The 25,954-nt window shown below is 45.5% G+C and carries 22 protein-coding genes, 4 tRNA genes and 1 pseudogene; 4 read left to right on the forward strand and 23 right to left on the reverse strand.

All coding sequences use genetic code 11. The features are described from left to right. Positions 1–42: 42 nt before the first annotated feature. The 19 genes from tuf to PYW33_RS14130 all read right to left on the reverse strand — a co-directional run bounded on the left by tuf (position 43) and on the right by PYW33_RS14130 (position 15,775). Positions 43–1,233, reverse strand: coding sequence for an elongation factor Tu (gene tuf, locus PYW33_RS14040; protein ID WP_004646112.1), 1,191 nt, complete (start codon positions 1,231–1,233; stop codon positions 43–45). A gap of 151 nt (positions 1,234–1,384) precedes the next feature. Beyond that, a tRNA-Thr gene (locus PYW33_RS14045) sits at positions 1,385–1,459 on the reverse strand. A gap of 17 nt (positions 1,460–1,476) precedes the next feature. Further along, positions 1,477–1,552: transfer RNA gene (locus tag PYW33_RS14050), tRNA-Gly, on the reverse strand. 38 nt (positions 1,553–1,590) lie between these two features. Continuing rightward, positions 1,591–1,674: transfer RNA gene (locus PYW33_RS14055), tRNA-Tyr, on the reverse strand. Between the two features lie 56 nt (positions 1,675–1,730). Then, a tRNA-Thr gene (locus PYW33_RS14060) sits at positions 1,731–1,806 on the reverse strand. A gap of 98 nt (positions 1,807–1,904) precedes the next feature. Next, entirely contained in the window at positions 1,905–3,398 is a 1,494-nt protein-coding gene (gene trpE / locus PYW33_RS14065; protein WP_004278621.1) for an anthranilate synthase component I, read from the reverse strand. A gap of 108 nt (positions 3,399–3,506) precedes the next feature. After that, positions 3,507–4,175: a phosphoglycolate phosphatase gene (gene gph / locus PYW33_RS14070; RefSeq protein ID WP_004278622.1), complete on the reverse strand. Its 669-nt coding sequence runs from the start codon at positions 4,173–4,175 to the stop codon at positions 3,507–3,509. A gap of 78 nt (positions 4,176–4,253) precedes the next feature. Then, positions 4,254–4,913, reverse strand: coding sequence for an FHA domain-containing protein (locus tag PYW33_RS14075; protein WP_004278623.1), 660 nt, complete (start codon positions 4,911–4,913; stop codon positions 4,254–4,256). 62 nt (positions 4,914–4,975) lie between these two features. After that, positions 4,976–7,240, reverse strand: a complete 2,265-nt coding sequence (gene gspD, locus PYW33_RS14080; protein WP_004647312.1) for a type II secretion system secretin GspD — start codon at positions 7,238–7,240, stop codon at positions 4,976–4,978. A gap of 38 nt (positions 7,241–7,278) precedes the next feature. Beyond that, on the reverse strand, positions 7,279–8,133 hold the full coding sequence (locus PYW33_RS14085; protein ID WP_004647311.1) for a type II secretion system protein N: 855 nt from the start codon (positions 8,131–8,133) through the stop codon (positions 7,279–7,281). Next, on the reverse strand, positions 8,133–8,876 hold the full coding sequence (gspN, locus tag PYW33_RS14090; RefSeq protein ID WP_004647310.1) for a type II secretion system protein N: 744 nt from the start codon (positions 8,874–8,876) through the stop codon (positions 8,133–8,135). The genes PYW33_RS14085 and gspN overlap by 1 nt, the downstream gene beginning before the upstream one ends. Before the next feature lie 182 nt (positions 8,877–9,058). Further along, positions 9,059–9,385, reverse strand: a complete 327-nt coding sequence (locus PYW33_RS14095; RefSeq protein ID WP_026055760.1) for an H-NS histone family protein — start codon at positions 9,383–9,385, stop codon at positions 9,059–9,061. 141 nt (positions 9,386–9,526) lie between these two features. After that, the gene (locus PYW33_RS14100; RefSeq protein ID WP_004278628.1) at positions 9,527–9,955 is read right to left on the reverse strand and encodes an acyl-CoA thioesterase; all 429 of its coding nucleotides are present in this window, start codon (positions 9,953–9,955) and stop codon (positions 9,527–9,529) included. A gap of 8 nt (positions 9,956–9,963) precedes the next feature. After that, positions 9,964–11,157, reverse strand: a complete 1,194-nt coding sequence (locus PYW33_RS14105; RefSeq protein ID WP_004278629.1) for a hypothetical protein — start codon at positions 11,155–11,157, stop codon at positions 9,964–9,966. Positions 11,158–11,163: 6 nt separating this feature from the next. Beyond that, complete coding sequence (locus tag PYW33_RS14110; protein ID WP_004647307.1) at positions 11,164–12,003, reverse strand: hypothetical protein; 840 nt, start codon at positions 12,001–12,003, stop codon at positions 11,164–11,166. After that, the gene (locus tag PYW33_RS14115; RefSeq protein ID WP_004278631.1) at positions 12,000–12,779 is read right to left on the reverse strand and encodes a uroporphyrinogen-III synthase; all 780 of its coding nucleotides are present in this window, start codon (positions 12,777–12,779) and stop codon (positions 12,000–12,002) included. Before PYW33_RS14115 ends, PYW33_RS14110 begins: the two co-directional genes overlap by 4 nt. Further along, positions 12,779–13,702, reverse strand: a complete 924-nt coding sequence (gene hemC / locus PYW33_RS14120; protein WP_004647306.1) for a hydroxymethylbilane synthase — start codon at positions 13,700–13,702, stop codon at positions 12,779–12,781. Before hemC ends, PYW33_RS14115 begins: the two co-directional genes overlap by 1 nt. Before the next feature lie 108 nt (positions 13,703–13,810). After that, positions 13,811–14,551, reverse strand: a complete 741-nt coding sequence (locus PYW33_RS14125) for a LytR/AlgR family response regulator transcription factor (RefSeq protein ID WP_004278633.1) — start codon at positions 14,549–14,551, stop codon at positions 13,811–13,813. A 69-nt stretch (positions 14,552–14,620) separates the two neighbouring features. After that, the gene (locus PYW33_RS14130; protein ID WP_004647305.1) at positions 14,621–15,775 is read right to left on the reverse strand and encodes a sensor histidine kinase; all 1,155 of its coding nucleotides are present in this window, start codon (positions 15,773–15,775) and stop codon (positions 14,621–14,623) included. Between PYW33_RS14130 and argH the strand changes: the two genes are divergently transcribed. Both argH and PYW33_RS14140 read left to right on the forward strand, forming a co-directional pair. Then, positions 15,766–17,196: an argininosuccinate lyase gene (gene argH, locus PYW33_RS14135; RefSeq protein WP_026055759.1), complete on the forward strand. Its 1,431-nt coding sequence runs from the start codon at positions 15,766–15,768 to the stop codon at positions 17,194–17,196. The genes PYW33_RS14130 and argH overlap by 10 nt on opposite strands. 15 nt (positions 17,197–17,211) lie before the next feature. Continuing rightward, the gene (locus PYW33_RS14140; RefSeq protein WP_004278636.1) at positions 17,212–17,481 is read left to right on the forward strand and encodes an oxidative damage protection protein; all 270 of its coding nucleotides are present in this window, start codon (positions 17,212–17,214) and stop codon (positions 17,479–17,481) included. A gap of 662 nt (positions 17,482–18,143) precedes the next feature. Here the strand turns inward: PYW33_RS14140 and pgsA are convergent. The 3 genes from pgsA to uvrC form a co-directional block, all read right to left on the reverse strand. Beyond that, positions 18,144–18,731, reverse strand: coding sequence for a CDP-diacylglycerol--glycerol-3-phosphate 3-phosphatidyltransferase (pgsA, locus tag PYW33_RS14145; protein WP_016806864.1), 588 nt, complete (start codon positions 18,729–18,731; stop codon positions 18,144–18,146). Positions 18,732–18,838: 107 nt separating this feature from the next. After that, positions 18,839–19,633 (reverse strand): thioesterase family protein, encoded by a 795-nt coding sequence (locus PYW33_RS14150; protein ID WP_004647301.1) that lies wholly within the window; start codon positions 19,631–19,633, stop codon positions 18,839–18,841. Between the two features lie 115 nt (positions 19,634–19,748). Next, positions 19,749–21,548 carry an excinuclease ABC subunit UvrC gene (uvrC, locus tag PYW33_RS14155; protein ID WP_004647300.1) on the reverse strand — a complete coding sequence of 600 codons (1,800 nt, stop codon included), beginning with the start codon at positions 21,546–21,548 and terminating at the stop codon, positions 19,749–19,751. Positions 21,549–21,772: 224 nt separating this feature from the next. Here uvrC and PYW33_RS14160 point away from each other — a divergent pair. Next, a pseudogene (locus PYW33_RS14160) lies at positions 21,773–22,782 on the forward strand (AAA family ATPase). Between the two features lie 17 nt (positions 22,783–22,799). On the opposite strand, the gene PYW33_RS14165 reads toward PYW33_RS14160, so the two are convergent. Next, positions 22,800–23,213, reverse strand: a complete 414-nt coding sequence (locus tag PYW33_RS14165; protein ID WP_004278641.1) for a PH domain-containing protein — start codon at positions 23,211–23,213, stop codon at positions 22,800–22,802. Positions 23,214–23,799: 586 nt separating this feature from the next. Between PYW33_RS14165 and fadB the strand changes: the two genes are divergently transcribed. Then, positions 23,800–25,950 carry a fatty acid oxidation complex subunit alpha FadB gene (gene fadB, locus PYW33_RS14170; protein WP_004278642.1) on the forward strand — a complete coding sequence of 717 codons (2,151 nt, stop codon included), beginning with the start codon at positions 23,800–23,802 and terminating at the stop codon, positions 25,948–25,950. The last annotated feature ends 4 nt before the right edge of the window (positions 25,951–25,954 follow it).

Genomic DNA, 25,954 nt, shown 5'->3' on the forward strand with positions numbered 1-25,954 from the left:
AAGTTGGAGCCTAAGCTCCAACCTGCTTGTCTTATTCTATGATTATGCAGTTACTTTAGCAACCACACCAGCACCAACTGTACGACCACCTTCACGGATCGCAAAACGTAGACCTGGGTCCATTGCGATCGGGTGGATTAGCTCTACTGACATCTCAACGTTGTCACCAGGCATAACCATTTCCACGCCTTCTTTAAGCGCGATCGCACCAGTTACGTCCGTAGTACGGAAGTAGAACTGTGGACGGTAACCGTTAAGGAATGGAGTGTGACGACCACCTTCTTCTTTAGAAAGTACGTATACTTCCGCATCGAATTTAGTGTGTGGCTTGATCGCACCTGGTTTAGTCAATACTTGACCACGTTGTACGTCTTCACGCTTAGTACCACGAAGAAGAACGCCACAGTTCTCGCCCGCACGACCTTCGTCAAGAAGCTTACGGAACATTTCTACGCCGGTTACTGTAGTAGTTTGAGTATCACGGATACCAACGATTTCTACAGACTCACCTACTTTAACGATACCAGTCTCTACACGGCCAGTTACTACTGTACCACGACCAGAGATTGAGAATACGTCTTCAATTGGCATAAGGAATGGAAGGTCAATTGCACGCTCTGGCTCTGGAATGTAAGAGTCAAGTGCTTCAACAAGCGCAACTACCGCTGGCTCGCCGTATTGGCTGTCATCACCGTTAAGCGCAAGAAGAGCAGAACCACGGATCACTGGAGTGTCATCACCCGGGAAGTCGTAAGTAGAAAGAAGTTCACGAACTTCCATTTCAACTAGCTCAAGAAGCTCTTCATCGTCTACAAGGTCGCATTTGTTCAAGAATACAACGATGTAAGGTACACCTACCTGACGAGAAAGCAGGATGTGTTCACGAGTCTGTGGCATAGGACCATCAGTCGCAGCACATACAAGGATCGCGCCATCCATCTGAGCAGCACCAGTAATCATGTTTTTAACATAATCGGCGTGGCCCGGGCAATCCACGTGAGCGTAGTGACGAGTTGGAGAATCGTATTCTACGTGTGAAGTATTAATTGTAATACCACGTGCTTTTTCTTCTGGTGCAGAGTCGATTGCAGCGTAGTCTTTCGCTTCGCCACCGAATTTCTTCGCACATACAGTTGCAATTGCAGCTGTTAAAGTTGTTTTACCATGGTCAACGTGACCAATTGTGCCCACGTTAACGTGTGGCTTATTACGTTCAAACTTAGCCTTAGCCATGTTAATCTTCCTCGTTTACGTCGAACACAATTCTGAGTAAAACCCAGCTCCGACATATCGTTTAAAAAAAACCGAACACCAAATACTTGAAAAGCAGACTAAATAGCCTGCTTTTGGAATTTCTTTGCAACAAAGTTGCTAAACTGTAATCTGGAGCTCTTATCGAGATTTGAACTCGAGACCTCTCCCTTACCAAGGGAGTGCTCTACCACTGAGCTATAAGAGCAAATATTAGTACTTCAATGGAGCGGGAGACGAGGGTCGAACTCGCGACATGTAGCTTGGAAGGCTACCGCTCTACCAACTGAGCTACTCCCGCACGATGTTGGTACAAACCACTTATTGAAGTCTTAAAATTGGTGGTGAGGGAAGGATTCGAACCTTCGAAACTTTCGTAGCGGAGTTACAGTCCGCCCCCTTTGACCGCTCGGGAACCTCACCATTTTTTACACTTACATCAGTGCTGTTCTTTACTTCACACTACCAAACCTCTAAGATGGTGCCGGCACACGGATTCGAACTGTGGACCTACTGATTACAAGTCAGTTGCTCTACCAACTGAGCTATGCCGGCGTTTCTTAGTGTTTCGTACGTTTCGTATCGGAACGGTGTGCAGTTTAGCAAAACTCAGAATCCTTGCAAGTGTTTTTTTCAAAAAAAACGTCAAAAACTCATAAAATCAAACCATTTGATGATAATTCAACCGCTTTGATCACTGCGCGAGCTTTTATTTGGGTTTCATTCCACTCAGATTCAGGATTTGAGTCGGCAACTAGCCCTGCTCCGGCCTGCACATAGACCTTATTTTCGCGAATGATACAGGTACGAATCGCAATCGACATGTCCATTTCGCCATGCCAGCCTAAATAACCAACAGCACCACCAAAAATTCCACGTTTTACCGGCTCAACTTCGTCAATAATTTCCATGGCACGGATTTTTGGCGCACCTGAAAGTGTACCAGCAGGGAAAGTTGCTTTAAAAACATCCAGAGCATCGACATCATCACGCACTTCACCCTGCACATTGGAGACAATATGCATCACATGCGAATAACGTTCGATCACCATTTGATCAGTCACCTGCACTTTGCCAATTTTTGCGATACGCCCTACATCATTACGTCCCAAGTCAATCAGCATGACATGTTCGGCAATTTCTTTTTCATCGGATAATAGGTCTTCCTCAAGCGCCAGATCCTCTTCTTTGGTTTTACCGCGTGGGCGTGTTCCCGCAAGCGGTCGTACGGTAGCAATACCATTTTCCAGACGGGACAGAATTTCAGGAGAAGAGCCGACAATATGGAATGGCGTATTGTTTTCCAAGGTCTGCCCTTGCACAAGAAACAAATACGGTGATGGATTGAGATGACGCAGCGCACGATACACTTGTAGCGGATCACCATCGAAATCAGAGACCATCCGGTGCCCCGGCACCACCTGCATTACATCACCGGCACGAATATACTCTTTGACCTTTTCGACCGAAGCAATGAAGTTGTCATGTCCGGTGAGGGACTCAAAATGTGGCGGCGTATGTTTTTCAGCTTTAAGGCTGATGGGCGTGGCCAGAATATTTTCCAATTCATTTAATTGTTCATGTGCTTTTTCATAAGAACCCGGGGCAGTGGCATCCGCATGTACAATTAAGAACAAGGTATCTTTCAGGTTATCAAAGACAATCACTGTTTTAGAGAGCATCATCCAGATATCTGGCAAGCCGACCGGATCCGCTTCCGGCACATTTTTTAATTTCGGTTCGATATAACGCACCGCGTCATAACCAAAGTAACCGACTAATCCACCAGTAAAACTCGGTAGGTCCGGTAATTCTGCCTGGGTTGGCACCTTAAATTGCGCCTGAAAGTCGCGAATATATTGAAATGGGTCCGCACAGTGCTGCTTTTCAATCGAATCATCTGCGTGCTGTACCGTCAACTCGCCTGCATTGCAGGAAAATACCGTGGATTCACCTAGTCCAATAATCGAATAGCGTGCCCAGTTCTCACCACCTTCTACAGACTCGAATAAATAAGCCTGCTGATGCTGTTTAAGCCGAGCAAAAATAGAAAGTGGTGTATCGGTATCTGCCAGACGCTGACGATAAACAGGAATGAGGTTATAGCCTTGCGCAGCAAGTTGCTGGAATTGTGCTTGAGTGGTCATGCGGTTTTTCTCTTTAAATTAGGGTTACTCAGTATGTAAATAGAATTGAACTGAGCGACGCCATCGAAAAACCTTACAACTATTCATTTTCTTTCCTTAGTACGCGTATTAGGCAAGTAATTCTCTAAGATCATCCACAATCTGCTGTGGCTGACAATCTGCAATATTTTCACCATGATTATAGCCATAGCTGACTACAACACAATCAATCCCGGCGCGGCGCGCAGCTTCGACATCATTGGAAGAATCTCCAATAAGCAAAACCTGTTCTTTACTTACGCCATAATGTTCAACACAGTGCAGCAACTGGCGTGGGTGCGGTTTACGTTCAGTAAAACGGTCACCACCAATGGTATCGGCAAAATAATGAGCCATATCCAAGGTATCTAAGATACTGCGGGCAGGAAGTTCAGGCTTATTGGTCACACAAATCAGGGTTTTACCTTGAGCTTTGGCCCAGTCCAGAAATTTCAGGATTCCCGGAAAAGGAACGGTATCAACACAGGGATCGACATTATAAATATCCAGAAAAGTGTTTAAGAGCTCTTGATGCTGTACCGGTGTGACTTCACCGACCAGATGCTGGAGTACACTTTCACAGAATATCGACGTGCCCTTGCCTACCCAGGTCCGTACCTGTTCTTCGGTCACCAGAGGCAATTGCAGCACATTCAGGCTCATATTCATGGCGCGATACAGATCATGTGCTGAATCCACCAAGGTACCATCCAGATCGAATAAGATCAGTTCGCGCTTTTCTAATTGTGCAATAGACATCCCGACCCTCTTTTATAATATTCGCAGCCACAAAAAAGGCATGCGCTATGCATGCCTTGATTGTAACCAATCATCAGCTTATTTGAACAACAACCAAGCCATAATTGCCAAAATAATCAGCACAATCACTGAAATCAAACCTACAGATACATTTTTCTGGGTTTCTTTTTCCTGTTCTACACGTGATACAGGCTGCTCAACCGGAATTGGGGTAGGCTCTGGTTTTACCGCATTAATGTCCACGCCTTCCGGAATAGGTGCCGGTTTTGGAATACCGACATTGGTTGGCATGCCATCACGGGTTAATTGTACCGTAGCATCACGATGTTTCAGTTCCGGCATTCCCTGATCATTCATTTGCTGTGCAGGTGTAGGCTCAGCGACTTCGACCTGTTCCACGACTTTTTCTGCCGTTGCTTCAATTTCTGCTGGAACCTCTACTGTAGCCGCAGGCGCCATTACTGAAAATTTCAAGCTGGCAAACTGAACAATGTCATCCTGCTTTAATAAGGTTTCTTGCGCAATCTGCACATCATTGACGAAAGTGCCATTCGATGAACCCAAATCCTGCACCCAGAGCGCATCATCCTTTAGTAAAAATGCCGCATGTTTACGGGAGATTTCCGCAGCCTGTAACACGATATCTGCCGCCTGATGACGCCCCACCAGCATGTCACGGTCAATGCTAATTTCCTGTCCTGTTAAGTCGCCTGTAATCGCGTGTATTTTCCAAGTCATGAAAGTTACTTCTCTGTTCTCTTTGACATTATCATAACATGCTGTCTGCAAATGCGAATGACTTAGCTTTTGGGTCTAAGTGTGGTTGTTGTAACGGTATTTTTACTTTTTTCTACCTGTTGGACGGGTTCTACCACTTGTCGCTGAATCACTGGTTCTATCGCTACCGGCGTAACAACTACATTGGCTGGCTGCGCCTGAACGGGTGCGGTCGGCACAGTTTGATAAGTCGAGTTTTGCAATGGTGTTCTGGATACCGGAATTCGCTGTTGATACACATCTTCAACACTTTCTGGCAGCTTGGCAAAGTTCCCGTCCGAATCGAGTGCGAGTTGCAGACTATATAGCTGACTATAGCGTTGTTGGGTCAGTTTACGCACTGCATTTTTATCGCCTACAATGGTTGGATGGATAAAAATCAGCAGGTTACGCTTCTGATTGGATTTACCTTCAGAACGGAATAAACGTCCCAAGCCTGGAATCGCACCCAGACCCGGCACTGCTTGGCGTCCATAACTGGTGTTATCCGAAATCAGACCACCAAGCACAATGGTTTGTCCATGTTCGGCCAGAATTGAGGTTTTGATCGCTCGCTTGCTGGTAACCAGATCCTGCGCCTGCCCTTTACTGGCTTTGACATCAGAAACTTCCTGTTCCACTTCCAGGCGTACGGTACCATCTTCGCCAATATGTGGAACCACCTTTAAAGTGACCCCGACATCCTTACGTTCAATGGTGGTATAGGGATTAGCAACTCCAGCAGCGCCTGTAGACACTGAGCCTGTCACAAAGGGTACGTTTTCACCCACCACAATATAGGCTTCTTCATTGTCCATGGTCACAATCGACGGCGTAGACAACAGGTTGGATTTAGTGGTTTCTTTGAGTGCCTGAATCATCGCACCATACAGACGACGGGAACCATCACTCCCTTCACGATAATCACCGAGTACCAGTGAACTGCCCGCGCCCACGGCACTTGCAGCACCTGCACCACCACCGGTGAGATAACCGGCCGCAATATTTTTCAGACTAGTCCCAAAATTATCGAAGTTCACCAGCCCAATCCCACTGCTGATATCACCCAAGGCCCATTGCACACCGAGTTGATCCGCATCGGTTCCTTCCACTTCAATAATCGCGGCTTCGATCAGCACCTGTTGACGACGGATATCCAGCTGGTCAATTGCTGATTCAATTTCTCGCATTAGTTGTGGATCCGCTTTCACCACCAGAGAATTTTGCGTGGTATCGGCAATAATACTGACGCCATTACCATTAAAACTGGTAATTCCGCCCTGCTCATTATTCATGCCGGTATTCAGCTGAATGCCTGAAGAGGTGTTGCTACTCGAACCCGTACTGGTATTGTTGTTATTTAAATTGCTGCTGGAACTGAGTGAAGACGAGATCGAGGTTGTGCTACCTGAATTTGAATTACTACTGTTCACTGCCTGCCCGCTCACCAGCCCCTGCAAGATTTCCGCAAGATTTTTGGCACTGGCATATTTCAGACGAAAAACTTTTAAACCGCCCAAACGATCCGCAGCCGGCACATCCAGAGTTTCGATCACTTGACGCACCCGTTTGCGCGTCGTGGGATCACCTTTGATGATGATCCGGTTGGTACGAGTATCTGCAATCACCCGTACCCGTGAACCGCGGACATCTTTAGCTCCACCGGTGGCAGTCATGGACTCGATCAGTCCAATCATTTCCTCAGCCTGACTGGATTGTAAGCTTACCGCCTCAATGTCATTTTGACCGGTGCCATCCAGATTGCGAATGATGGTTTCCAGCTGGTAAATATTGCTGGCGCGATCCGACACAATTAAGGCATTCGTCCCGGGCACCGCCGCCAGATGGGCAAACTGCGGCATTAAAGGACGTAATGCAGGAATTAGATCATTCGGATTAGTATTTTCCAGCCACAACACCCGGGTCACAATCTGGTCACCACTGGCACGACTTCTGGCATCATAGGGAATGCCTAAGCTTTTGACATTACTGTCCGGAACCAGCTTGATGGTATTCCCCGAAGGAATTGCCACCACACCATTCACATTTAGCACGCCTAAAAACAGGTCATAGACTTCATTTTTATTCAGGGCTTTATTGGAAATGACTGTTACGTTGCCACGTACCCGCGGATCGACTGCAAAGTTTTTGCCGGTAATATCGGCCACTTCATTAATGAATGCAGTTAAGTCAGCATCTCGAAGGTTAATTTTCCAGGTTTGTGCATAACTCGCCGTACTGACCATGGCCATTAACGGTGCGGCCACACAGAATGCCCATGCTGATCGATTATTATTAAATAAAGCCATAAACTTTCGTGTTTCCTAACCCTATGCGTGATGACACATCACTTCAAATCTTGTTGTATGGTCATCACCTGATCACCACGTTTTATTTCGAGTTTGACCTGACCTTCACGCCGGGCCTGTTCCAGTAATTGTGCTTCGGTCTGTCCCTGGCTCAGCGTCTGGCCATTTAAAGACAAAATCCGGTCGCCTGGTCTTAAACCCAGGCGATTACGCAATGCAGCCGGCGTCCGTGAAGTTACTTCATAACTACCATCTGCTGCACTAACCCCCATATTCTGTAAATACTGGTCCTTGTTTTCCTGCATCTGCTGGATGGCCCGACCAATTTCATTCTGTGGCGAAGGCTGCTCAGGCATACCACTATTAGAAGGCATAGCAGGCATTGAACTTGAAGATGCTGATGTTTCCGGCACAATCGGCTGATTCAAGCCATTTTCCAGACCTTTGAATAAGATTTCTTGAGTAGCACCTGTGGATCGACGCAAAATAACCCGATCCCAATGCACTTCAGCCAACTCAAAACCGCTATTGGCCAGCATTTCCCCGACACGGTAACGATCGACCTGATCATTAATTTTCAGTACCGCAGAAGAGTTATAACTTGGACTGGCAACCACCACCCCTTGTAAAATGATATTGGTAGTTTCAATAGCACCCACAGACTGCCCAACTTCCTGAAACAGTGAAAATGCACCGATATTCGGAATTTGTGCCTGTTGCGAACCCAGTTCTACCCGATCCAGCTGCATGGCTTGGGGTGGAGCTATCAGCAACCAGAAAAAAGCCGCCAGCTTCCAGCATAGATACAGAATGAGCAGTAACAAAACCACAGGTGCAGCACGATCGATCTGTTTCAGTTCAATATTTTTTAAATCATTCAGAGAAACTGCCATCAGTTCAAGCCTCCCATTAAGGGTTGGCGGGTACTGATCACATAGGTATCTAATCCGGCTTTACCTTCATAAGAAGGCGCATTCATTAAAAAGCGCTGGGTGAGCTGGATATCCAGCATCAGACTCGGATCAAGCTTGATATTCAGCATACGTTGATCGCGACTATCCCGAACATCAAGTAACAGCTGTCCGCTTTCATCTGCGAGTTTTCCAGTCATGGCGGGTACATTCATGCGTTCCTGACGCTGAGCAAAGGTATAAACCAGCTCACCACCCGCCCATTGCATTTGTCCGGCCACCTGACTGAAGCCCTGTTCTTTTTTATATTTAAAATCCAGATCTTTAAACTGAATCGCAGTACTCGGCCATTGCCAGTCTGCAAGTTTTTTTAGAGTTTCAGGCGCGACCTGCCCTTCAAGATTTTTGACAATTAAAGATTTATTCAGACCATAGGCCATAATTCCGGACAACTGGGTATTGCCACTATGCAAATCCACATGTGCTCCAACTCGCAGCAACAGCAAATCCAGCGGCCGTACTTTCCAGTTCAGACTGCCCCGAAGATTGCCTTTTTTCCAGTCCGCACTTCCCTGCCAGATATTTCCGTTTACATTATGCAAAGTCTGGTTATTTTTATAAAATTTTGAAATTAACCAGGCTGCTGGCACTTGTAATACGACAAAAATAAAAAATGCAACAAGAGCAAGGATCAACCATCTTAAAGTTTTCGGTTTACTGCTCATCCCCACCACGACCAATCGCTCAAGTCCAAATCCCCATTTATAATTTTCCCCTTATACCCACACATTATGCACACTTTTCTGCCAACGCCAATTCATAGATATAAAAAAACCAAGCAGGTATGCTTGGTTTAATGATCATAGACTGTCTGTATGACAGCCTAATGACTAGATCAAATGGCAGCTTAGATCAGGAAATCGTCCAGCTTTGCGCCTTTTTCCAATTCAGCCACCAACCAGCGCGGCTGTTTACCACGGCCAGTCCAGGTATCGTCCGGATTGCTTTTGCTACGGTAACGCGGTTCAACCGACTTACGTGACGATTTCTTACGTTTAGACGCACCAAATTCAAGTAACTGTTCAACTGTCATACCAACTTTCTCAGCAACTGCCAAAATTTGCTGATAAGCATCTTCAATCTCTTGATCTTTTTTTGAAGCAATCAGTGACTCTGCTTCTGCTTGTAAACGTTTTAACTCTTCTACTGATAAATGCGTAATATCTGGCATAATGCTCTCCGAAAAATAATATTATTCGTTTTGTTAAATAATAGCCCCATCATATTTATATTAAATAAAACATTCAATATAAAAACTTAAAGCAATAACAATAAAGTTTAAAAAAAATTACAAAATAAAATGCTTCATTCATTTTTAAATTTCATGTTGAACACTTAATTCAAGCGCTTTGATTTTTTCGCGAATATGTTCCGGAATTTCTGTTTTCTGCATGGTCTTTTTATCGACACAGACAATCACTGCTTCTGAAGTAGCCACAATACTTTGCTGTTTTTCACTCCATAATAGATATTGCATTCTAACTGCACTATTTCGAATTTCTTCAATACGTGCTGCTACTTTTAAATGATCAGGAAAAACCACAGGTTTTAAATAACGGCACTGATTTGAAGACACTACCGTAAATACCGGTTCATTATGTATATCTAATATCCCTAGATAAGCCAGACGCGCACTTTCGACATAACGGTAATACATGGCATTATTGACATGTCCAAAGGCATCCATATCACCCCATGCGACTGTTTGTTCATAAATAACTGGATATTGTTTTAATTCTGACATTATTATTCTCAAGTCTTAATTTCTATAAAGTTTACATTCGATTCAAATACTGCATTTAACTGCTGTAGCAAGTCCTCCCGATCTTGTAAGGCAGCTTTAATTCTTAAATAACTCATACGAATATCATCCGGATACAAGTCAAGTAGTTGCTGGGCTTGATCTGTATAGCCTGTGGCTTGCAACACATGCCATTTCGCAAAGCTTAAAACCGGTAATGCCGGATACTTGGTTTCCCAGTGCGAAATCTGTTGTGCAATCGCATCATAATCCGGGTTTTGACGCAATAACTGTTGTTGGAACCACAAATAAAATACATCCTGATTAAATTGCTGTTCCATTAAATGAATCGCAAGCACTTCATGCTCGGCACTCATTTCTGGTATTCTAAATAATAATTTCAACCATAATAATTTGACCGAATAGTCACGATCAAATATTTGCGGTTTTAAATCTAAATAACGTTGCTGTAAATAAAATAAATCGTCCTGTGTGGCTTGGTCATAGGCTAATAATAATTGTTCAAGCCATGTTTTTTTTACTTCTTGGTCTAAATGCCCATATTGGGTCGAACGTAAATATAACCAAGGAAACTGCATGGCAAATACCCCCCATAAGGCGACAAGGCGCTGCTCATAGGCTGTTTTAACCTGTATTAACCAAGGTGATAATTCATGCTGATTTAAAAACTCTAAATGGGTAAGTGCTTGTTCACCTTGCTGTTGTGATAAATAAATTTCAATCCGCTGTAATTCTGCCAATTCAAATGCCATGGGATTGGACTGATTTAAAGCAGTTAATGCATGGGTATATTGCTGTTGCCCCCAAGATAAACGTGCATCAATAATATGTTTAAGTAAACCCGACTTGGTAAAAGACTGGTGAATAAAATCCCGCTGATCCTGCGCAGCGTTTAATAACCAGATGACTGCCAGTTGTTCATAAGGATGTAAGCGGGAAAAACTAAAGACCGTTTGAGTTTTACGTTGTTCACGGCTGCGATACTGCTTGATCGCATACCAGATGCAATGCATCAGAAAACTCACGCTCACCAAGGATGCGGCCAAAAACCAGAGGGTGGTTTGTAACTGCCACTCGCGCCAATACAGATAGACATAGCCAGCCCCATGTCCATAACTCAGGATACTCAGCCCCGCAATACCAAGCAGGCAGACAAATAAATAGGCTAGCAGAATCTGTTTCATAAGCAATTAGCCCACTAGGGTGCGTGTGTTTAATAATGGAATCGGAGTAATCGGGGTGGCCTTGATTTGATACAATTGCTGAATCCATTTTTGGCTCTGTGCATCCGGCAATTGTTCCAAGACTTCAATCACGGCATTCAGTGCCTGCTGAAAAGCGACAGATTGGTCTTTTTGTAAGGTATTCTGTGCGATGAGCAAGCGCAACTGGGCCTCTTTCAGTACCAGATGCCGTTGCATCAAGACTGTGCTTGGCTGATCTGCGGATTCAACCTGAATCCAGCGCTGCCAGAAAGAGCGTTGAGTTTCTGGACGCTGACGATGTGGTGTCTGAATTTCTTTTTCAATTTCAGCATCCATCTGCACCAAGAGTTCTTTTACTTTATTTTGCTGCACTAATCGGCTGTTCACGAATTTTTTCAGCATGTCCTGATCTTTCGCAATTACTTGCTGCAAACTACTGACCAAGGCAGGCGCTAAAACATAATCATCCAGCTCATTGGATAACTGAGTTAATTTTTCTATTGCAGTGGCGTATTGTTGCTGTTGCAGTGCAAATTCGATCAGATCCAGATGTTGCTGTACCAAGGCAATATCATTTTGCGTTGCATCAATTGTCACTTCACGTCCTGACGCTTTAGATGAAGTGGTTCCAGCATTTTCCTGCTGAGCAGAAATCTGGCGTTTTAAAGCCACGAACTGATCATTGAGATTGGCATTTTGCTGCTGTAACTGATTGATGCTTTGATTGAATTCAGTCTGTGCTGTATTCAGAACATGTAAGTCGTAGCTGAGCTTAACTAGCCACGCCATACTCAAGATGAACAATACAATGAATAGTTTCTTCATGCGTTCCCTAATATCAGCCTCATTTTCTGCAAGATCGTGTTTGCGTCTAAATCATCGATTTCTACGAATTGAAAACTTGCCTGATGCTGCTGTTGATATTCCCCAAGAATAGTAGCCAAACGTGGCCCCAAAACCAAATAACAGACGTGCTGCATGAACTCTGCATCATCCTGCATAAGTGCCAGCCAGTTTAACCAGCTTGCTTCACTGGTGATCAGAACTGCAAAACGCTGCTGCGTCTTAAGCAGCCCCAGGTTCTTTGCCAAAATCGTTGCTGTCGTTTCAGGACATTGCCGCCGGTACAAAATAAAGTTTAAAACTTTAATATTGCTGGCACGTAAATGATCCATCATAAATTGACGACCACCTTCTCCGCGCCAGAAGGCTACACCTGAACCAGAAGCCAGTTGCTTCAACACAGGCAATTGCAGCATGCCTTCCGAAGTTTCGACCTCAGGCACATGACTATGAATGCCATAGCTCGCCAATGCCTGTTCAGTGGCTTTACCCACTGCCACCCAATGCACCTGTGCCAAAGTCGAGAGCGCGACTCCAGCCTGTTGCAAATATTGCATACCAATCTGGGCAGCCGTCGGGCTAACCACCACAATAATCTGTGCCTGCTCCAGCTGCTGATACAAACTCGACAGCTCATCGGAATAAGGCATTGCATGCAGTTCGAGCAAAGGCAATTCTAAAACAGACACTTGCGCTGCCTGTAACTGCTGGGTCAAACCTGCAGCACGATCACTGGGGCGGGTATTAATCAATAACATCAGTGTGAATAGAGTGCTTTCAGCAACTCGCCAGCACCTTGATCAAGCAAGTCTTTTGCCAGCTTCACACCCAATTGCTCTGCATCTGCCGTTTTTCCAGTCTGCTGTGCCCGGAGCAAAACTGCTCCATCGATACTGCCTACACGACCTTCGATTGAAATCACACCCTCTTTGAGCGTGGCATAACCGGCAATCGGCACCTGACAGCCGCCTTCTAGATAGGCATTAAAGGCACGTTCGGCACGTACACACGCATCTGTATCCGCATGCAGGAGTGGCTGAATCAAGTCCAGCACCGTCTGATCATGAGTACGGCATTCCAGTCCCAATGCCCCTTGACCCACGGCCGGCAGACTGACTTCAGGCGTCAGAGTATGACGAATACGTTCTGCCAGACCCAAGCGTTTTAAACCGGCACTGGCCAGAATAATCGCATCATACTGGCCTGCATCCAGTTTAGATAAACGTGTGCCGACATTACCGCGTAAATCGATAATGTCCAGATCTGGACGCTGTTTTAAAATCTGGGTTTTACGGCGCAAGCTTGAGGTTCCGACTTTGGCGCCTTGTGGCAATTCTTCAAAACTAGTGTAGGTATTCGACACAAAGGCATCTAAGGGATCTTCACGTTCACAGATCACTGCCAGACTCAGACCTTCGGGCAAGGCCATCGGGACATCTTTCATGGAATGCACAGCCAGATCTGCACGACCATCCAGTAAAGCGGCTTCTAATTCTTTTACAAACAGTCCTTTTCCACCAATTTTAGCCAGTGGTGTATCTAGAATTTTATCGCCCTGTGTAACAAAAGTGACTAACTCGACCTGCAAACCAGCGTGCAAATCTTGTAGGCGCGCACGGATGTGTTCCGCTTGCCAAAGCGCAAGTGGACTTTGTCGAGTTGCAATTTTTAGGGTCTTCATAAATTTCAATAACAGTAAATGAGAACAATAGTCTAAACTTAACCTGCTCACTTGAAAATGCAAGTGAATTTATACAAGTTTCAACTGAATGCTCTCATTCATCCCCCGCTAAAGCTTTTGAATCCGATCTCGTAAAAACGGTAAATGTCGCCGACTAACCGCCAAACGATCGTCCAGCTCACGACAACGTACCTGATACTGACCAGAACTCACCACTTCCAGACCATCCAGATAATGCACCGAGATCAAGGCATTACGATGAATCCGGATAAACTGGTTCCCAAACTCCTGCTCTAACTCCTTTAAGGTTTCATCAATCAATACACTGCCGTTTTTATGACGCACAGTGACATATTTCTGATCCGCCAGAAAATAATAGATATTTTCAACTGGCACCAATTCGACACCACGATAGGTCTTTGCCGCAATCTGCTGGCGGCTGATATTGATTTCGTCCATATTTTCTTTTTGTTTTAGTTGGCTCATTTGAGCTTGGGTAAGTTTAGTTAAGTGCTCTAAAACCTGTGCCAATTCCTGTTGCATCACCGGTTTAAGCAAGTAGCCTTCGGCATTTGATTTAAATGCATCCAGCGCATGTTGGTCATAGGCCGTACAAAAGACAATGGCCGGCATTGGATCCAGTTGACGCAAATGTTGCGCACAAGCCAGTCCGTTCATTTCAGGCATTTGAATATCTAATAGGATGACATCGGGTTCGTATTGGTGAGCCAGATCAATCGCTTGACGGCCATGGCTTGCTGTCGCCACCACATCATGCCCCAGTTGAGAGACCAAACGTGATAAACGCTCGACGGCCAAAGGCTCATCATCACAAATCAGGATGTCCATTTCTCCTCCTTACCCAGTTAACATCATCAGATGAATGATAAAGCTAACTGCGATTTCTTTGATTTATTTTTATTTATATTGATATCGCACTACCGTCGTAAACATCCCTTCGCCGGCAAAGGTTTGAAAAGTCACACTGGGTCCATAATAAGCTTGCAGACGCTGTCTGACATTTTCTATTGCAATACCATGTCCCTTTTTTAAAGTTTTATTATCCTGTGCATAAGGGTTCGTTATGATGATATTAATTTGATTTTGCAATATTTCAACCAATATGCTTATGGTACTCTTTGTAAGAATTTTTTCAACTCCATGGAAAATACTATTTTCTAGCAAGGGTTGTAAAGTTAATAATGGAATTTGAACTTGTGAGTATAAGTCTTTGTTTTCTAACTTCCATTCGACCTGCAAACGCTCACCTAGACGGATCTGCTCAATCTCCAGATAGCGCTGGCACAGATCAATTTCCTCCTGCAGGTTGACCAGTTTTAATTCCTGAAAACTGGCACGAAATAACCGTGACAAATTCAGCAGCATGTGCTCGGCTTTATCCGGATTGATACTGATCAGGCTGATCACACTGTTCATGCTGTTAAACAAAAAATGCGGCTGAATCCGTGCCTGCATGGCCTGAATCCTAGCATTCAACTCACTATGCTGCTGCTGCTCCCATTGCTCACGCAAATAAAGATAGCGAAAACAGAAAGTTCCCAGCAAAATTCCCAGACTTAAATGGAGTCCGACCCGATCCAGCGCAATCGCCAGGTTTAAATCCTGAAAATTAAAATTCTGTCCAAAATATATCAAGATATTCAGGTTCACCGTAGTGAGCAGTACAATTGCCTGTAACAGCAGAAATCCAGAAATCAAAGCCAGTTTGATTCCCATACGTTGAAAGGCTTGATGGAACAGCTCGACCAGTGCTGCAAAACATAACAGTACCCAGTTGATATACAGGATATATTGCAGCAGGTGCATTCCATTCAAAGCCTGCCAGGATTGCGCTTCTGCAAGCGCCAGAATCATGGCCAGAATATTGCCGCCAGCAAACAGTTCCAGCAAATAGCGTAGATTGCCGATCTGGCTAAAAAAATAGGAATTTTGCGTCTGTTCGTTTATCGATGTAAAAGATTGAGCAGATGTGACTTCGGCAATGGGCTTTGAATTTGTTATACTCTTTTTCGTTCTACTGCTTTTAATCTGATTGAGCCGACATGACCACATCTTCTAATTCCTCTAATCCATCACACGCCCAGACTTCGGGTATGTGGGGCGGTCGTTTCTCTGAAGCGACTGATGCTTTTGTTGCTGAATTTACAGCATCTGTTCAATTTGACCAACGTTTTTATAAACAAGATATTGCAGGCTCGATTGCCCATGCAACCATGCTGGCAAAAGTGGGCGTACTGACCACGCAAGAACGCGATGACATTATTGAAGGTCTGACAGCGATTCAAGCCGATATTGAAGCAGGCAACTTTGAATGGCGCATTGATTTAGAAGATGTCCACATGAACATTGAGTCACGCCTGACTCAACGTATCGGCATTACTGGCAAGAAACTGCATACCGGTCGTAGCCGTAATGACCAGGTGGCGACAGATATCCGTCTTTATGTACGCGATGAAATCGATAGCATCCTGGAATTACTGAAAAAACTAGAAAAAGGTATTTTAAGCTTAGCGGCTAAAAACACCGACACCATCATGCCAGGCTTCACCCACTTGCAAACCGCTCAGCCAGTGACTTTTGGTCATCATCTAATGGCTTGGTTTGAAATGCTGGTACGCGATTCAGAACGTCTGATTGATTGCCGTAAGCGTGTCAACCGTATGCCGCTTGGTTCTGCTGCACTTGCAGGTACTACTTATCCAATCGACCGTGCTTATACTGCTGAACTGCTAGGTTTTGAAGCTGTTGCTGAAAACTCGCTGGATGCAGTATCGGATCGTGACTTTGCGATTGAATTTAATGCCGCTGCATCTTTAATTATGATGCATTTATCACGTATGTCTGAAGAACTGATTCTATGGACATCTGCACAGTTCAAATTCGTGAATATTCCAGATCGCTTCTGTACTGGCTCTTCAATCATGCCGCAGAAGAAAAATCCGGATGTGCCTGAACTGGTACGTGGTAAAACCGGCCGTGTCTATGGCGATTTGATGAGCCTGCTGACTTTAATGAAAGGCCAGCCTCTAGCCTATAACAAAGACAATCAGGAAGATAAAGAGCCATTGTTCGATGCGATCGATACAGTTCGTGGTTCACTCATGGCATTTGCTGACATGATTCCTGCACTGGTTCCAAACATTGCTGAAATGCGCGAAGCAGCGCTGCGTGGTTTCTCAACTGCGACTGACCTGGCTGATTACTTGGTAAAAAACGGCGTTGCATTCCGTGATGCGCACGAGATTGTAGGTAAAGCGGTTGCACTCGGTGTACAAGAATCTAAAGACCTGTCTGAATTGACACTCGAACAACTGCAACAGTTCTCTGACCTGATTCAAGCAGACGTATTTGAAAAAGCCCTAACTCTTGAAGCTTCGGTGAATGCCCGTAATCACATTGGTGGCACCGCGCCTGCTCAAGTGAAAGCAGCCATTGAGCGTGCACATGCGCGTTTGGAACAACTTTACGCATAATTTTGGAGTATGGATATGTCTCGACAAGTTTTTTGCCGTAAGTATCAGGCGGACATGGAAGGTTTAGACTTTGCTCCATTCCCGGGGCCAAAGGGTCAGGAATTGTTTGACACCGTGTCTAAACAGGCTTGGCAAGAATGGCTAAAACACCAGACTACGCTAATTAATGAAAAGCGTTTGAACGTGTTTGAAGCAGATGCGAAAAAGTTTCTTGAAGAACAGCGTGAAAAGTTCTTTAACAATGATGCATCCCTAGAAAAAGCCGAAGGGCTGAAGCCTGAGTAAAAAAGAAAGCACTGCTTTTCTTTTTTACGTAAGACAAGGACGAAGTCCGCGTAGACTTTAATCTAAAAGAATCTCCAACTTTGGAGATTCTTTTTTATGTGTTGTTCTAAACATTACTCAAGACCAGCTAAGCACGTAGTTTTGAATGTAAAGAGCTCCCCATACAGAAGCTTTTCACATTAAAGCCCTACTTTTCTTTTGTTACACGAGACAAAGATAAAGTCCGCGTAGGCATAAATCTATCCCCTATCTCAAGGGATTTTTTGACTAAATCTAGCAAATCTTACTAACCAATATTTAGGGCACAAAAAACAGATTTTCACTTATCCTATTTCGTCTATCGAGTCAGTCACTATCCTACTGAAAAACATTTAGATTTGTATCAAAATAATGGATTGTAAAAGCAATATACAGAGTATTCACAAAACACAACATTCTGCTACAAGAAGCCACATGATTAAAAAAAACTATCTCTCTATAATGAGCCCTAAGAAGATGAGATATCTTTGAATAACTATAATAATAAGCAACAAATACCCCGATTTCATCCCAGTTCTTCCCCCAAAGACTGGGTATTTTTTTGCCTGCAATTTGCCGATTGGCTTGATAATTTAAGCGCATAAAAAAAGCCCCCTTTCAAGGAGCTTCTCTTTTCATTTCGATTAAGGCTGTTTCAGATATGGCCAAGCCGCTTTCAGATAAATGAACATCGACCATAAAGTGAGTACCACTGCGGTGTATAGCAAGGCATACGCCAGCATTTCCAGCGGTGGCCAATTTAACAGAAATACGGTGATGGCGATCATCTGGAAAGCAGTTTTGTATTTCCCCACCGTTGAAACCGCAACATTGGTCCGTGCACCCAACTCTGCCATCCACTCACGTAAGGCTGACACAGTAATTTCACGCGAAATAATCACAATCGCAGCAAAAGCCATCGACATGGAAGGCTGCCATTGCACCAGCACAATCAGTGCAGCTGCGACCATCAATTTATCTGCAACTGGGTCGAGAAAACGTCCAAAAGCAGAAGTCTGGTTTAATGTACGTGCCAGATAGCCATCAAACCAGTCCGTGACCGCAGCCACCACAAAGATCGTGGTTAAAATTATATGCCGCGTCATGTCGGGGTTATGAGCATCAAAGCCCATTGCAGGCGGCCAGTAAGCCACCAATAGAAATACCGGAATAAGAGCGATACGCGCCAAGGTCAAGATATTTGGAATATTCAGGATACGACCTGTAGTCATAGACACCGCCAATTGTTCCCCTCATGTACGATGAAAATGCACACTTTTTTAGAGGTTTGATCCATCATTAATAGGCTTCACTTTATACGAATTGACTTGCAGTGTCACTAGGCAAACACCGTCACTGTTTGTCTTGCCATTGCAATCAGGCGATTTTCGGCATCCCAGAGATAGGCATGCTCCGTCGTATAACCATCCGCAGCATAGTCGGTAAATACTTTATATTTAAACCAATCATGCAATTGATGTTGAACCGGATGCACATAGGTCACTGTCCAGGTCAGACTACTCGCAGGCGCCATGTTTTTAAACATCGGTAACACCCCGGGTGGCCAGATATCAAAGATGGCCATCAAGTCGGCGACCAGAAATTCACGGTTGCAATGCTTTTCGGGATGGAAACGGCACCAGCCGCCAAAGTCCGGACGAGAACTGGCACTACAAGGCAGATTGACATCCGCCCAGGCCACTTCGAAATGATCATAACAGTCTGGCATGCCATAGCCAGCAGGAATCTGAAACAGCTGCTCTGGCGCAGCATAGTCGGGTGCCTGAGCTTGTTGCTGAACCTGAATCTCTGAATCACGGGAAATACCAAAACTGGCAATCAGAATACTTTGCACCGCGTCGTCCTGCCATAAGCGCACTTCAATCGTGGTCACCGACTTGCCCTGCCGCAGGATTTCGGCACTCAGTCGTACTTTGGCTTGCTGAATCGGGCCGACAAAGGTCACACTGCAACTCAGCAAATGCTTGGCCGGATCATTGATGTGAGTGACGGCTTTTTGCATCATCATCGCGGCAGCCAGACCACCATACAGAGTACGACCCTGTAACCATCCCTGTGGAAACTCTACCCATTCCTGTTCGGCAATTTGTGCATAAAGTGCATGCAAAGACATGTTGATCCCTCAGTAAGTCTTGATGCTCAGTATATTCGGCAAAATTCTTCAGGTTGTGAATGTCACGTGACCCAAGCGTCAATGCGCACTTTGGCCCTTGCATTTAAGCCACGCGTCATTCATGCAGCACTTTATAAATCATCCGGGCCATGACTGAACCCAGTCCCGGTACCAGTTGCAGATCTCTTTCTGAGGCTTTCAGTACGCCCTGAATCCCGCCAAAATGGGTCAGCAAATCCCGACGGCGTTTTGGTCCGAGCCCCGGAATCACTTCCAGCACTGATGAACCACGCTTTTTATCGCGTTTGGCACGATGCTTGGTAATCGCAAAGCGGTGTGCTTCATCACGTACCTGCTGAATTAGATGCAGTGCCTTATGATCCTCCGGTAATTGAATTTTACTGCCATCGGTAAAGTGCAGGGTTTCCAGACCAGGCTTACGTCCCTCACCTTTGGACACACCGACCATAAAGGCATCCAGTCCCAGTTCCTGCATGACTTCCATTGCCATGTGCAATTGCCCCTTGCCACCATCAATCAGCAGCAAGTCTGGCAACAGGGCTTTTTTATAACGACGGGTCAGCGCCTGACGCATGGCGGCATAGTCATCACCCGCCTGAATATCATGAATGGAGAACTGGCGATAATCACGCTTGCGCGCGCCGCCACTATCAAAGACCACACAGGATGCCACGGTATCTTCGCCCATGGTATGTGAAATGTCGAAGCACTCGATCCGGTCTACCGGACGGCCGACCACCTGCTCCAGCTGATGAAAACGCTCATTTAATTCTATATGATTGGCCAGCTTGCCCTGAATCGCGTGCTGTACATTCATCTGCGCCAGTTCCAGCCATTCGGCCCGGGTTTCGCGGACTTTGGACTTGATCTGGATTTTCTTGCCAAAATGCTGCGAGAGTGCTGCTTCCAGTTCTTTACGATCAGCCACTTCCAGATTAACAATCAGTTCAGCCGGGATTTCATCGGCCACCTGAAAATAAAAATTGGCAATAAAATCGGCCAGCATCTGCCCCAGGTCATCACTGAGCATATCTGGGAAATAACTTTTTCCACCCAGCATTTTGCCGTTGCGCACATGCATGATCTGCACACAGGTCACCCCGGCCTGATAGGCAATCGACAGGATATCGGCTTCGCCTTTGAGCTTATAGATCGCCTGCTGCGACTGTACGTCTCTTAACAATGCCATCCGGTCACGATAGAACACCGCTTTTTCAAATTCCAGCGCTTCAGCGGCCGCTTCCATTTTTGCGATCAGTTCCTGATTCAGCTCCTTGGTATCGCCCTGCAAAAATCGGATCGAGTTATCGACATCTGCCTTATAGTCTTCTGGAGAAATAAATCCGACACAGGGCGCAGAGCAGCGTTTGATCTGGTATTGCAGACATGGCCGGGTCCGGTTGGCAAAAAAACTGTTTTCACAGGAACGCACATTGAACAGTTTTTGTAGCACCACCAGAGTATCCCGGGCGGTATACGCACTCGGATAAGGTCCAAAAAACTTGCCCACCTGGTGCTTGCCCTTGCCGCGCCCACTGGCTAAACGCGGATAGGGTTTATCTGCCGAAACAAAAATATAGACATAAGATTTGTCATCACGCAGCATGATGTTATAGGGCGGATGATGCAGCTTGATCAGGTTCTGTTCCAGCAACAAGGCTTCAGTTTCAGAACGTACCACCAGGGTCTGGATATCATAAATCCGTGCCACCAAGGCCTGGGTTTTGGGATGATCCAGCGTTTTGACAAAATAGCTGGAGACCCGGTTTTTCAGGTTTTTGGCTTTACCCACATACAATAATTCGCCGTCTTTGCCATACATCCGGTAGACCCCGGGCAGGCTGGTCATATTCGCCAGGATTTTTTCAATATGGGGGCGTGCGTTTTCGTTCACCTAAAGCCTATTTTTCATCTACAATCTGCAGATATATGTGATGATTTTTGCGTCATTTTCAAGCAAAAACACAAAATTCCCCTGAAGTTGCCATTCAATCTTAAAGTTCCTGTCGGGTTATCCCCCAATCTATAATCCTTACGGCATAAACTGATTGTTAAAAGCTATAAATTTCAACCTTTAACTTTGTTATGCTCAAAAAGTCTAGTTTTGAGATGTTTCATATGACCGTGCAGCAATCGGGCATTCATATTGTTCAACCCTCTACCTCACCCATCACCCGTCTGAACGTGATCGCCTGATTGGCAAACCGCGTTTTCATTTCGAGCCAAATAATGTAATGCAGCTGCTACGTGAACGGATTATTGGACAGGATGCAGCCCTGAATGAAATTGAAAAAATGCTGCATGTGGTCAAGGCAGATTTTTCCAGCCCGGATCGCTCTTTGTCGGTTACCTTGATGCTGGCCCCTACTGGCGTCGGTAAAACTGAAACCGTGCGTCTGATTGCCGAAGCGATCTATGGTCGCCCGGACGCCTTTTGCCGGATTGATATGAATACTCTGGCACAGGAACATTATGCCGCGGCTTTGACCGGCGCACCGCCCGGTTATGTTGGCTCTAAAGAAGGCCACAGCCTGTTTGATGAGCTAGAAAAAGCCAGTAACGAAGTGATTCGCGGCTTGATGAACGTGCTGGATACTGGCCGGCTGACCTTGACAGCGGGCACTAAAACTATCGATTTTCGCAACTGCATGATCTTTATGACCAGCAATGTCGGGGCACAGGCGGCGCAGCAATATCTGGACAAACTCAGCTATCTGCCTGAGAAAATGCAGGCGCTGTGTCTGAAGCGCGTTCCCACCCAGCGCATCATTGAAAAAGTCATGCAGCGTAAATTCGACCCTGAATTTCTGAACCGGATTGACCGCAGCCTGCATTATCAGGCGGTACAGCATGATGCCCTGCCACGTCTGGTCGAAATTGAACTGGATAAACTGAACAAGCGCTTGCAACATCAGCAACGCAGCGTGCATTTAAGCGCTTCAGCCAAAGCCTATTTCTATCAGGACCATGATATTCGTTACGGCGCCCGACATTTGGGCCGCAAGATGCGTACCGAACTGGAGCCGATTCTGGCGCTGTATTTTTTAAACCAGCCTGAGCAGTTCAGTCTGCATCTGGACTGTGTCGATGGACAGCTGGTGGTTCTGCCTGAGCAAGCAAAAGCTTAACTAAGGCAGACTCGATATCAGTTTTTATTCGGCTGAAGCGCCTGTATAAAAGCAGTCTGATCTTTGGGTGAAACCAATATAAATTTCTGCATGCCCGCATCTGTATAGTCAATTCGCAGACGCTTTAAGGATAAGGCTGGCGCAATGATAGAGTGGTCTGTGGGCTGAATGGATTGGATTTCACTTAACGGAATCTTCCAGCTTAACCACAGGCTTTTTATGGTCAACACCCCATTGTCTACCACATAGCGCGTACTCCACAGCGGCCACCATAAAATGATAATAGTCAGGACATAAACCGCAGTGTGCAGCGGATATTGCTGCATAGTGCCTTTGGCCTGCATGGTCAGCAGTAGTTGCAGCAACAGGCCACTCATACAAATCACAAAAGCCAGCAGCCACCAGTCTTTTTTAGAACGAAATACGTGCATCGATATCCCCCATATCTTGGTGCATGATCATCATAAACAATTCCATAGCAGATGACAGGGATTCAACCCGGCAGGATAGAAATTATTTCAAATCACACATCGACAGGATCGTTCTCATTTTCGATCTCATCAGAAAAGTTCAGCAACCGAAATGAGCTACTGCGCTTTTATTTGTACTGCTTGAACACTATCAGCAAAGACCTGAAAGCCCTGCACTCAGTATGCTTCAAGGCTAAAAATGGCACATTCAAGGACAGAAATTGACTGAATTGACAAAACTCCGCTAGAAATGAACCTTGAAAATCAGTCACCCTGCTCCATATCTATCAGGCTGATTGATAAAAAATAATGAATTGAAACAAAATCTTTGGTTCATCTGCTTTTAGAAAACTGAAAGGAAAAGTCATAGCGGTTCGAACCAATCCGGCAGAAATTGATGACCATTGCGTCACGGCTTGATACAACTTGTTATGTTCTTTTTGGATATAGTTATCGTAAGATTAGCGAAGTCAAAAAGTGCGCGGGACATGCGCACTTGCTTCACAACATCAACTTAGAAGTCCTCCAAAATAAAGGAGATCAGGGCATGATCCACGCTGGCAATGCCATTACCGTCCAAATGCTTGAGGACGGGATTGCAGAATTCCGCTTTGACTTACAAGGTGAGTCCGTTAACAAATTCAACCGTGCAACGATTGAAGATTTCAAGGCTGCTATCGAAGCCGTCTCCCATGCCGATATTCAAGGTCTGATTGTGACTTCAGGCAAATCTACATTTATTGTAGGTGCTGATATCACTGAATTCGGCGACAACTTTGCTCAGGGTGAACAAGCGATTGTTGACTGGGCAATGCCAGTACATGAAATTTTTAACAGCTTCGAAGACCTCGACATTCCTAAAGTGGCTGCAATTAATGGCATGGCACTGGGTGGCGGTTTCGAAATGTGCCTGGTGTGTGACTACCGTGTCATGTCAGAACAGGCACAAGTGGGCCTACCTGAAATCAAGCTGGGTATCTTCCCGGGCTTCGGTGGTACAGTGCGTTTAAGCCGTCTAATCGGTATCGACAACGCGGTAGAATGGATGGCAATGGCCAATCCTAAGAAGCCAGCTGCTGCACTGAAAGACGGCGCAGTCGATGCTGTCGTTCCTGCTGACAAGCTACAAGATGCTGCACTTGATCTGGTAAAACAGGCGATTCATGGCCGTTTAGACTGGAAAACCAAGCGTCAGGAAAAACTCGATCCAGTTAAACTCAGCCCGATCGAACAGATGATGGCGTTTAACTCATCGAAAGGCATGGTTCTGGCAAAAGCTAATCCAGCTCAATACCCTGCACCAAAATTACTGCTTGATTCTCTTCAAGCGGGTGCGAGCCTGCATCGTGATGACGCGCTGAAAGCGGAAGCTGAAGGTTTTGCTAAAGCAGCAGTCACACCACAAGCAGGTGCCTTGATCGGTTTGTTCCTGAATGACCAGATCGTGAAAAAAACCTCGAAGCGCTATGAAAAAGGTGCGCATCCAGTGAACCAGGCGGCTGTTCTAGGCGCAGGTATCATGGGTGGTGGTATTGCTTACCAGGCGGCAAGCAAAGGCACACCGATCATCATGAAAGACATCGGTAACCAGCAACTTGCTTTGGGTATGAAAGAAGCCAATGGTTTACTGACCAAACAAGTTGAACGTAAGAAGATGAAGCCTGCTCAAATGGGTGAAACTCTTGCGCGCATCCGTCCAACTTTAAGCTATGACGAGTTTAAAGAAGTGGACATCGTGATCGAAGCCGTGACTGAAAATCCAAAAGTCAAAGGTATCGTACTGAAAGAAACTGAAGCAAAAGTTCGTGAAAACACGATCATTGCATCTAATACTTCTACGATTTCAATCACGCGTCTGGCTGAAAACCTGGAACGTCCTGAAAACTTCGTCGGTATGCACTTCTTTAACCCGGTACACATGATGCCACTGGTTGAAGTGATTCGCGGTGCGAAGACTTCTGACGAAGCGATTGCAACGACTGTGGTGCTTGCTCAGAAAATGGGTAAAACACCAATCGTGGTCAATGACTGCCCGGGCTTCCTGGTCAACCGCGTACTGTTCCCTTACTTCGGTGCATTTGACCTGTTGCTTAAAGATGGCGCTGACTTCCAGCAAATCGATAAAGTCATGGAAAAATTCGGCTGGCCAATGGGCCCTGCTTACCTGATAGACGTTGTCGGTATCGACACTGGCGTACACGGTGCAGAAGTGATGGCTGAAGGCTTCCCGGATCGTATGAAACCTGATTTCAAAGGTTCGATTCAGGTGATGTACGAAAACAAACGTCTGGGTCAAAAGAACGACGTTGGTTTCTACAAGTATGAACTTGACCGTAAAGGCAAAAAAGCCAAAGTGGTTGATCCAACTGCGTATGAGCTTGTGGCCTCTGTTGCAACTGCGGAAAAACGTGAATTTGACGCTCAGGAAATCATTGATCGCATGATGCTGGCTTTCTGTAACGAAACTGTTCGTTGCCTGGAAGACAACATTGTAGCCACTGCTGCTGAAGCAGATATGGCCATGATCATGGGTGTTGGTTTCCCTCCATTCCGTGGTGGTCCATGCCGTTACATCGATCAAACCGGTGTAGCTGAGTATGTTGCGCTTTGCAATAAGTATGCGCACCTTGGTAAAGCTTATGAAGCGCCAGAAATGTTGCGTGACATGGCTGCTAACAACAAAAAATTCTACGGTTAAGGAG

This window comes from Acinetobacter lwoffii (assembly GCF_029024105.1).
Classification (GTDB): Bacteria; Pseudomonadota; Gammaproteobacteria; order Pseudomonadales; family Moraxellaceae; genus Acinetobacter; species Acinetobacter lwoffii.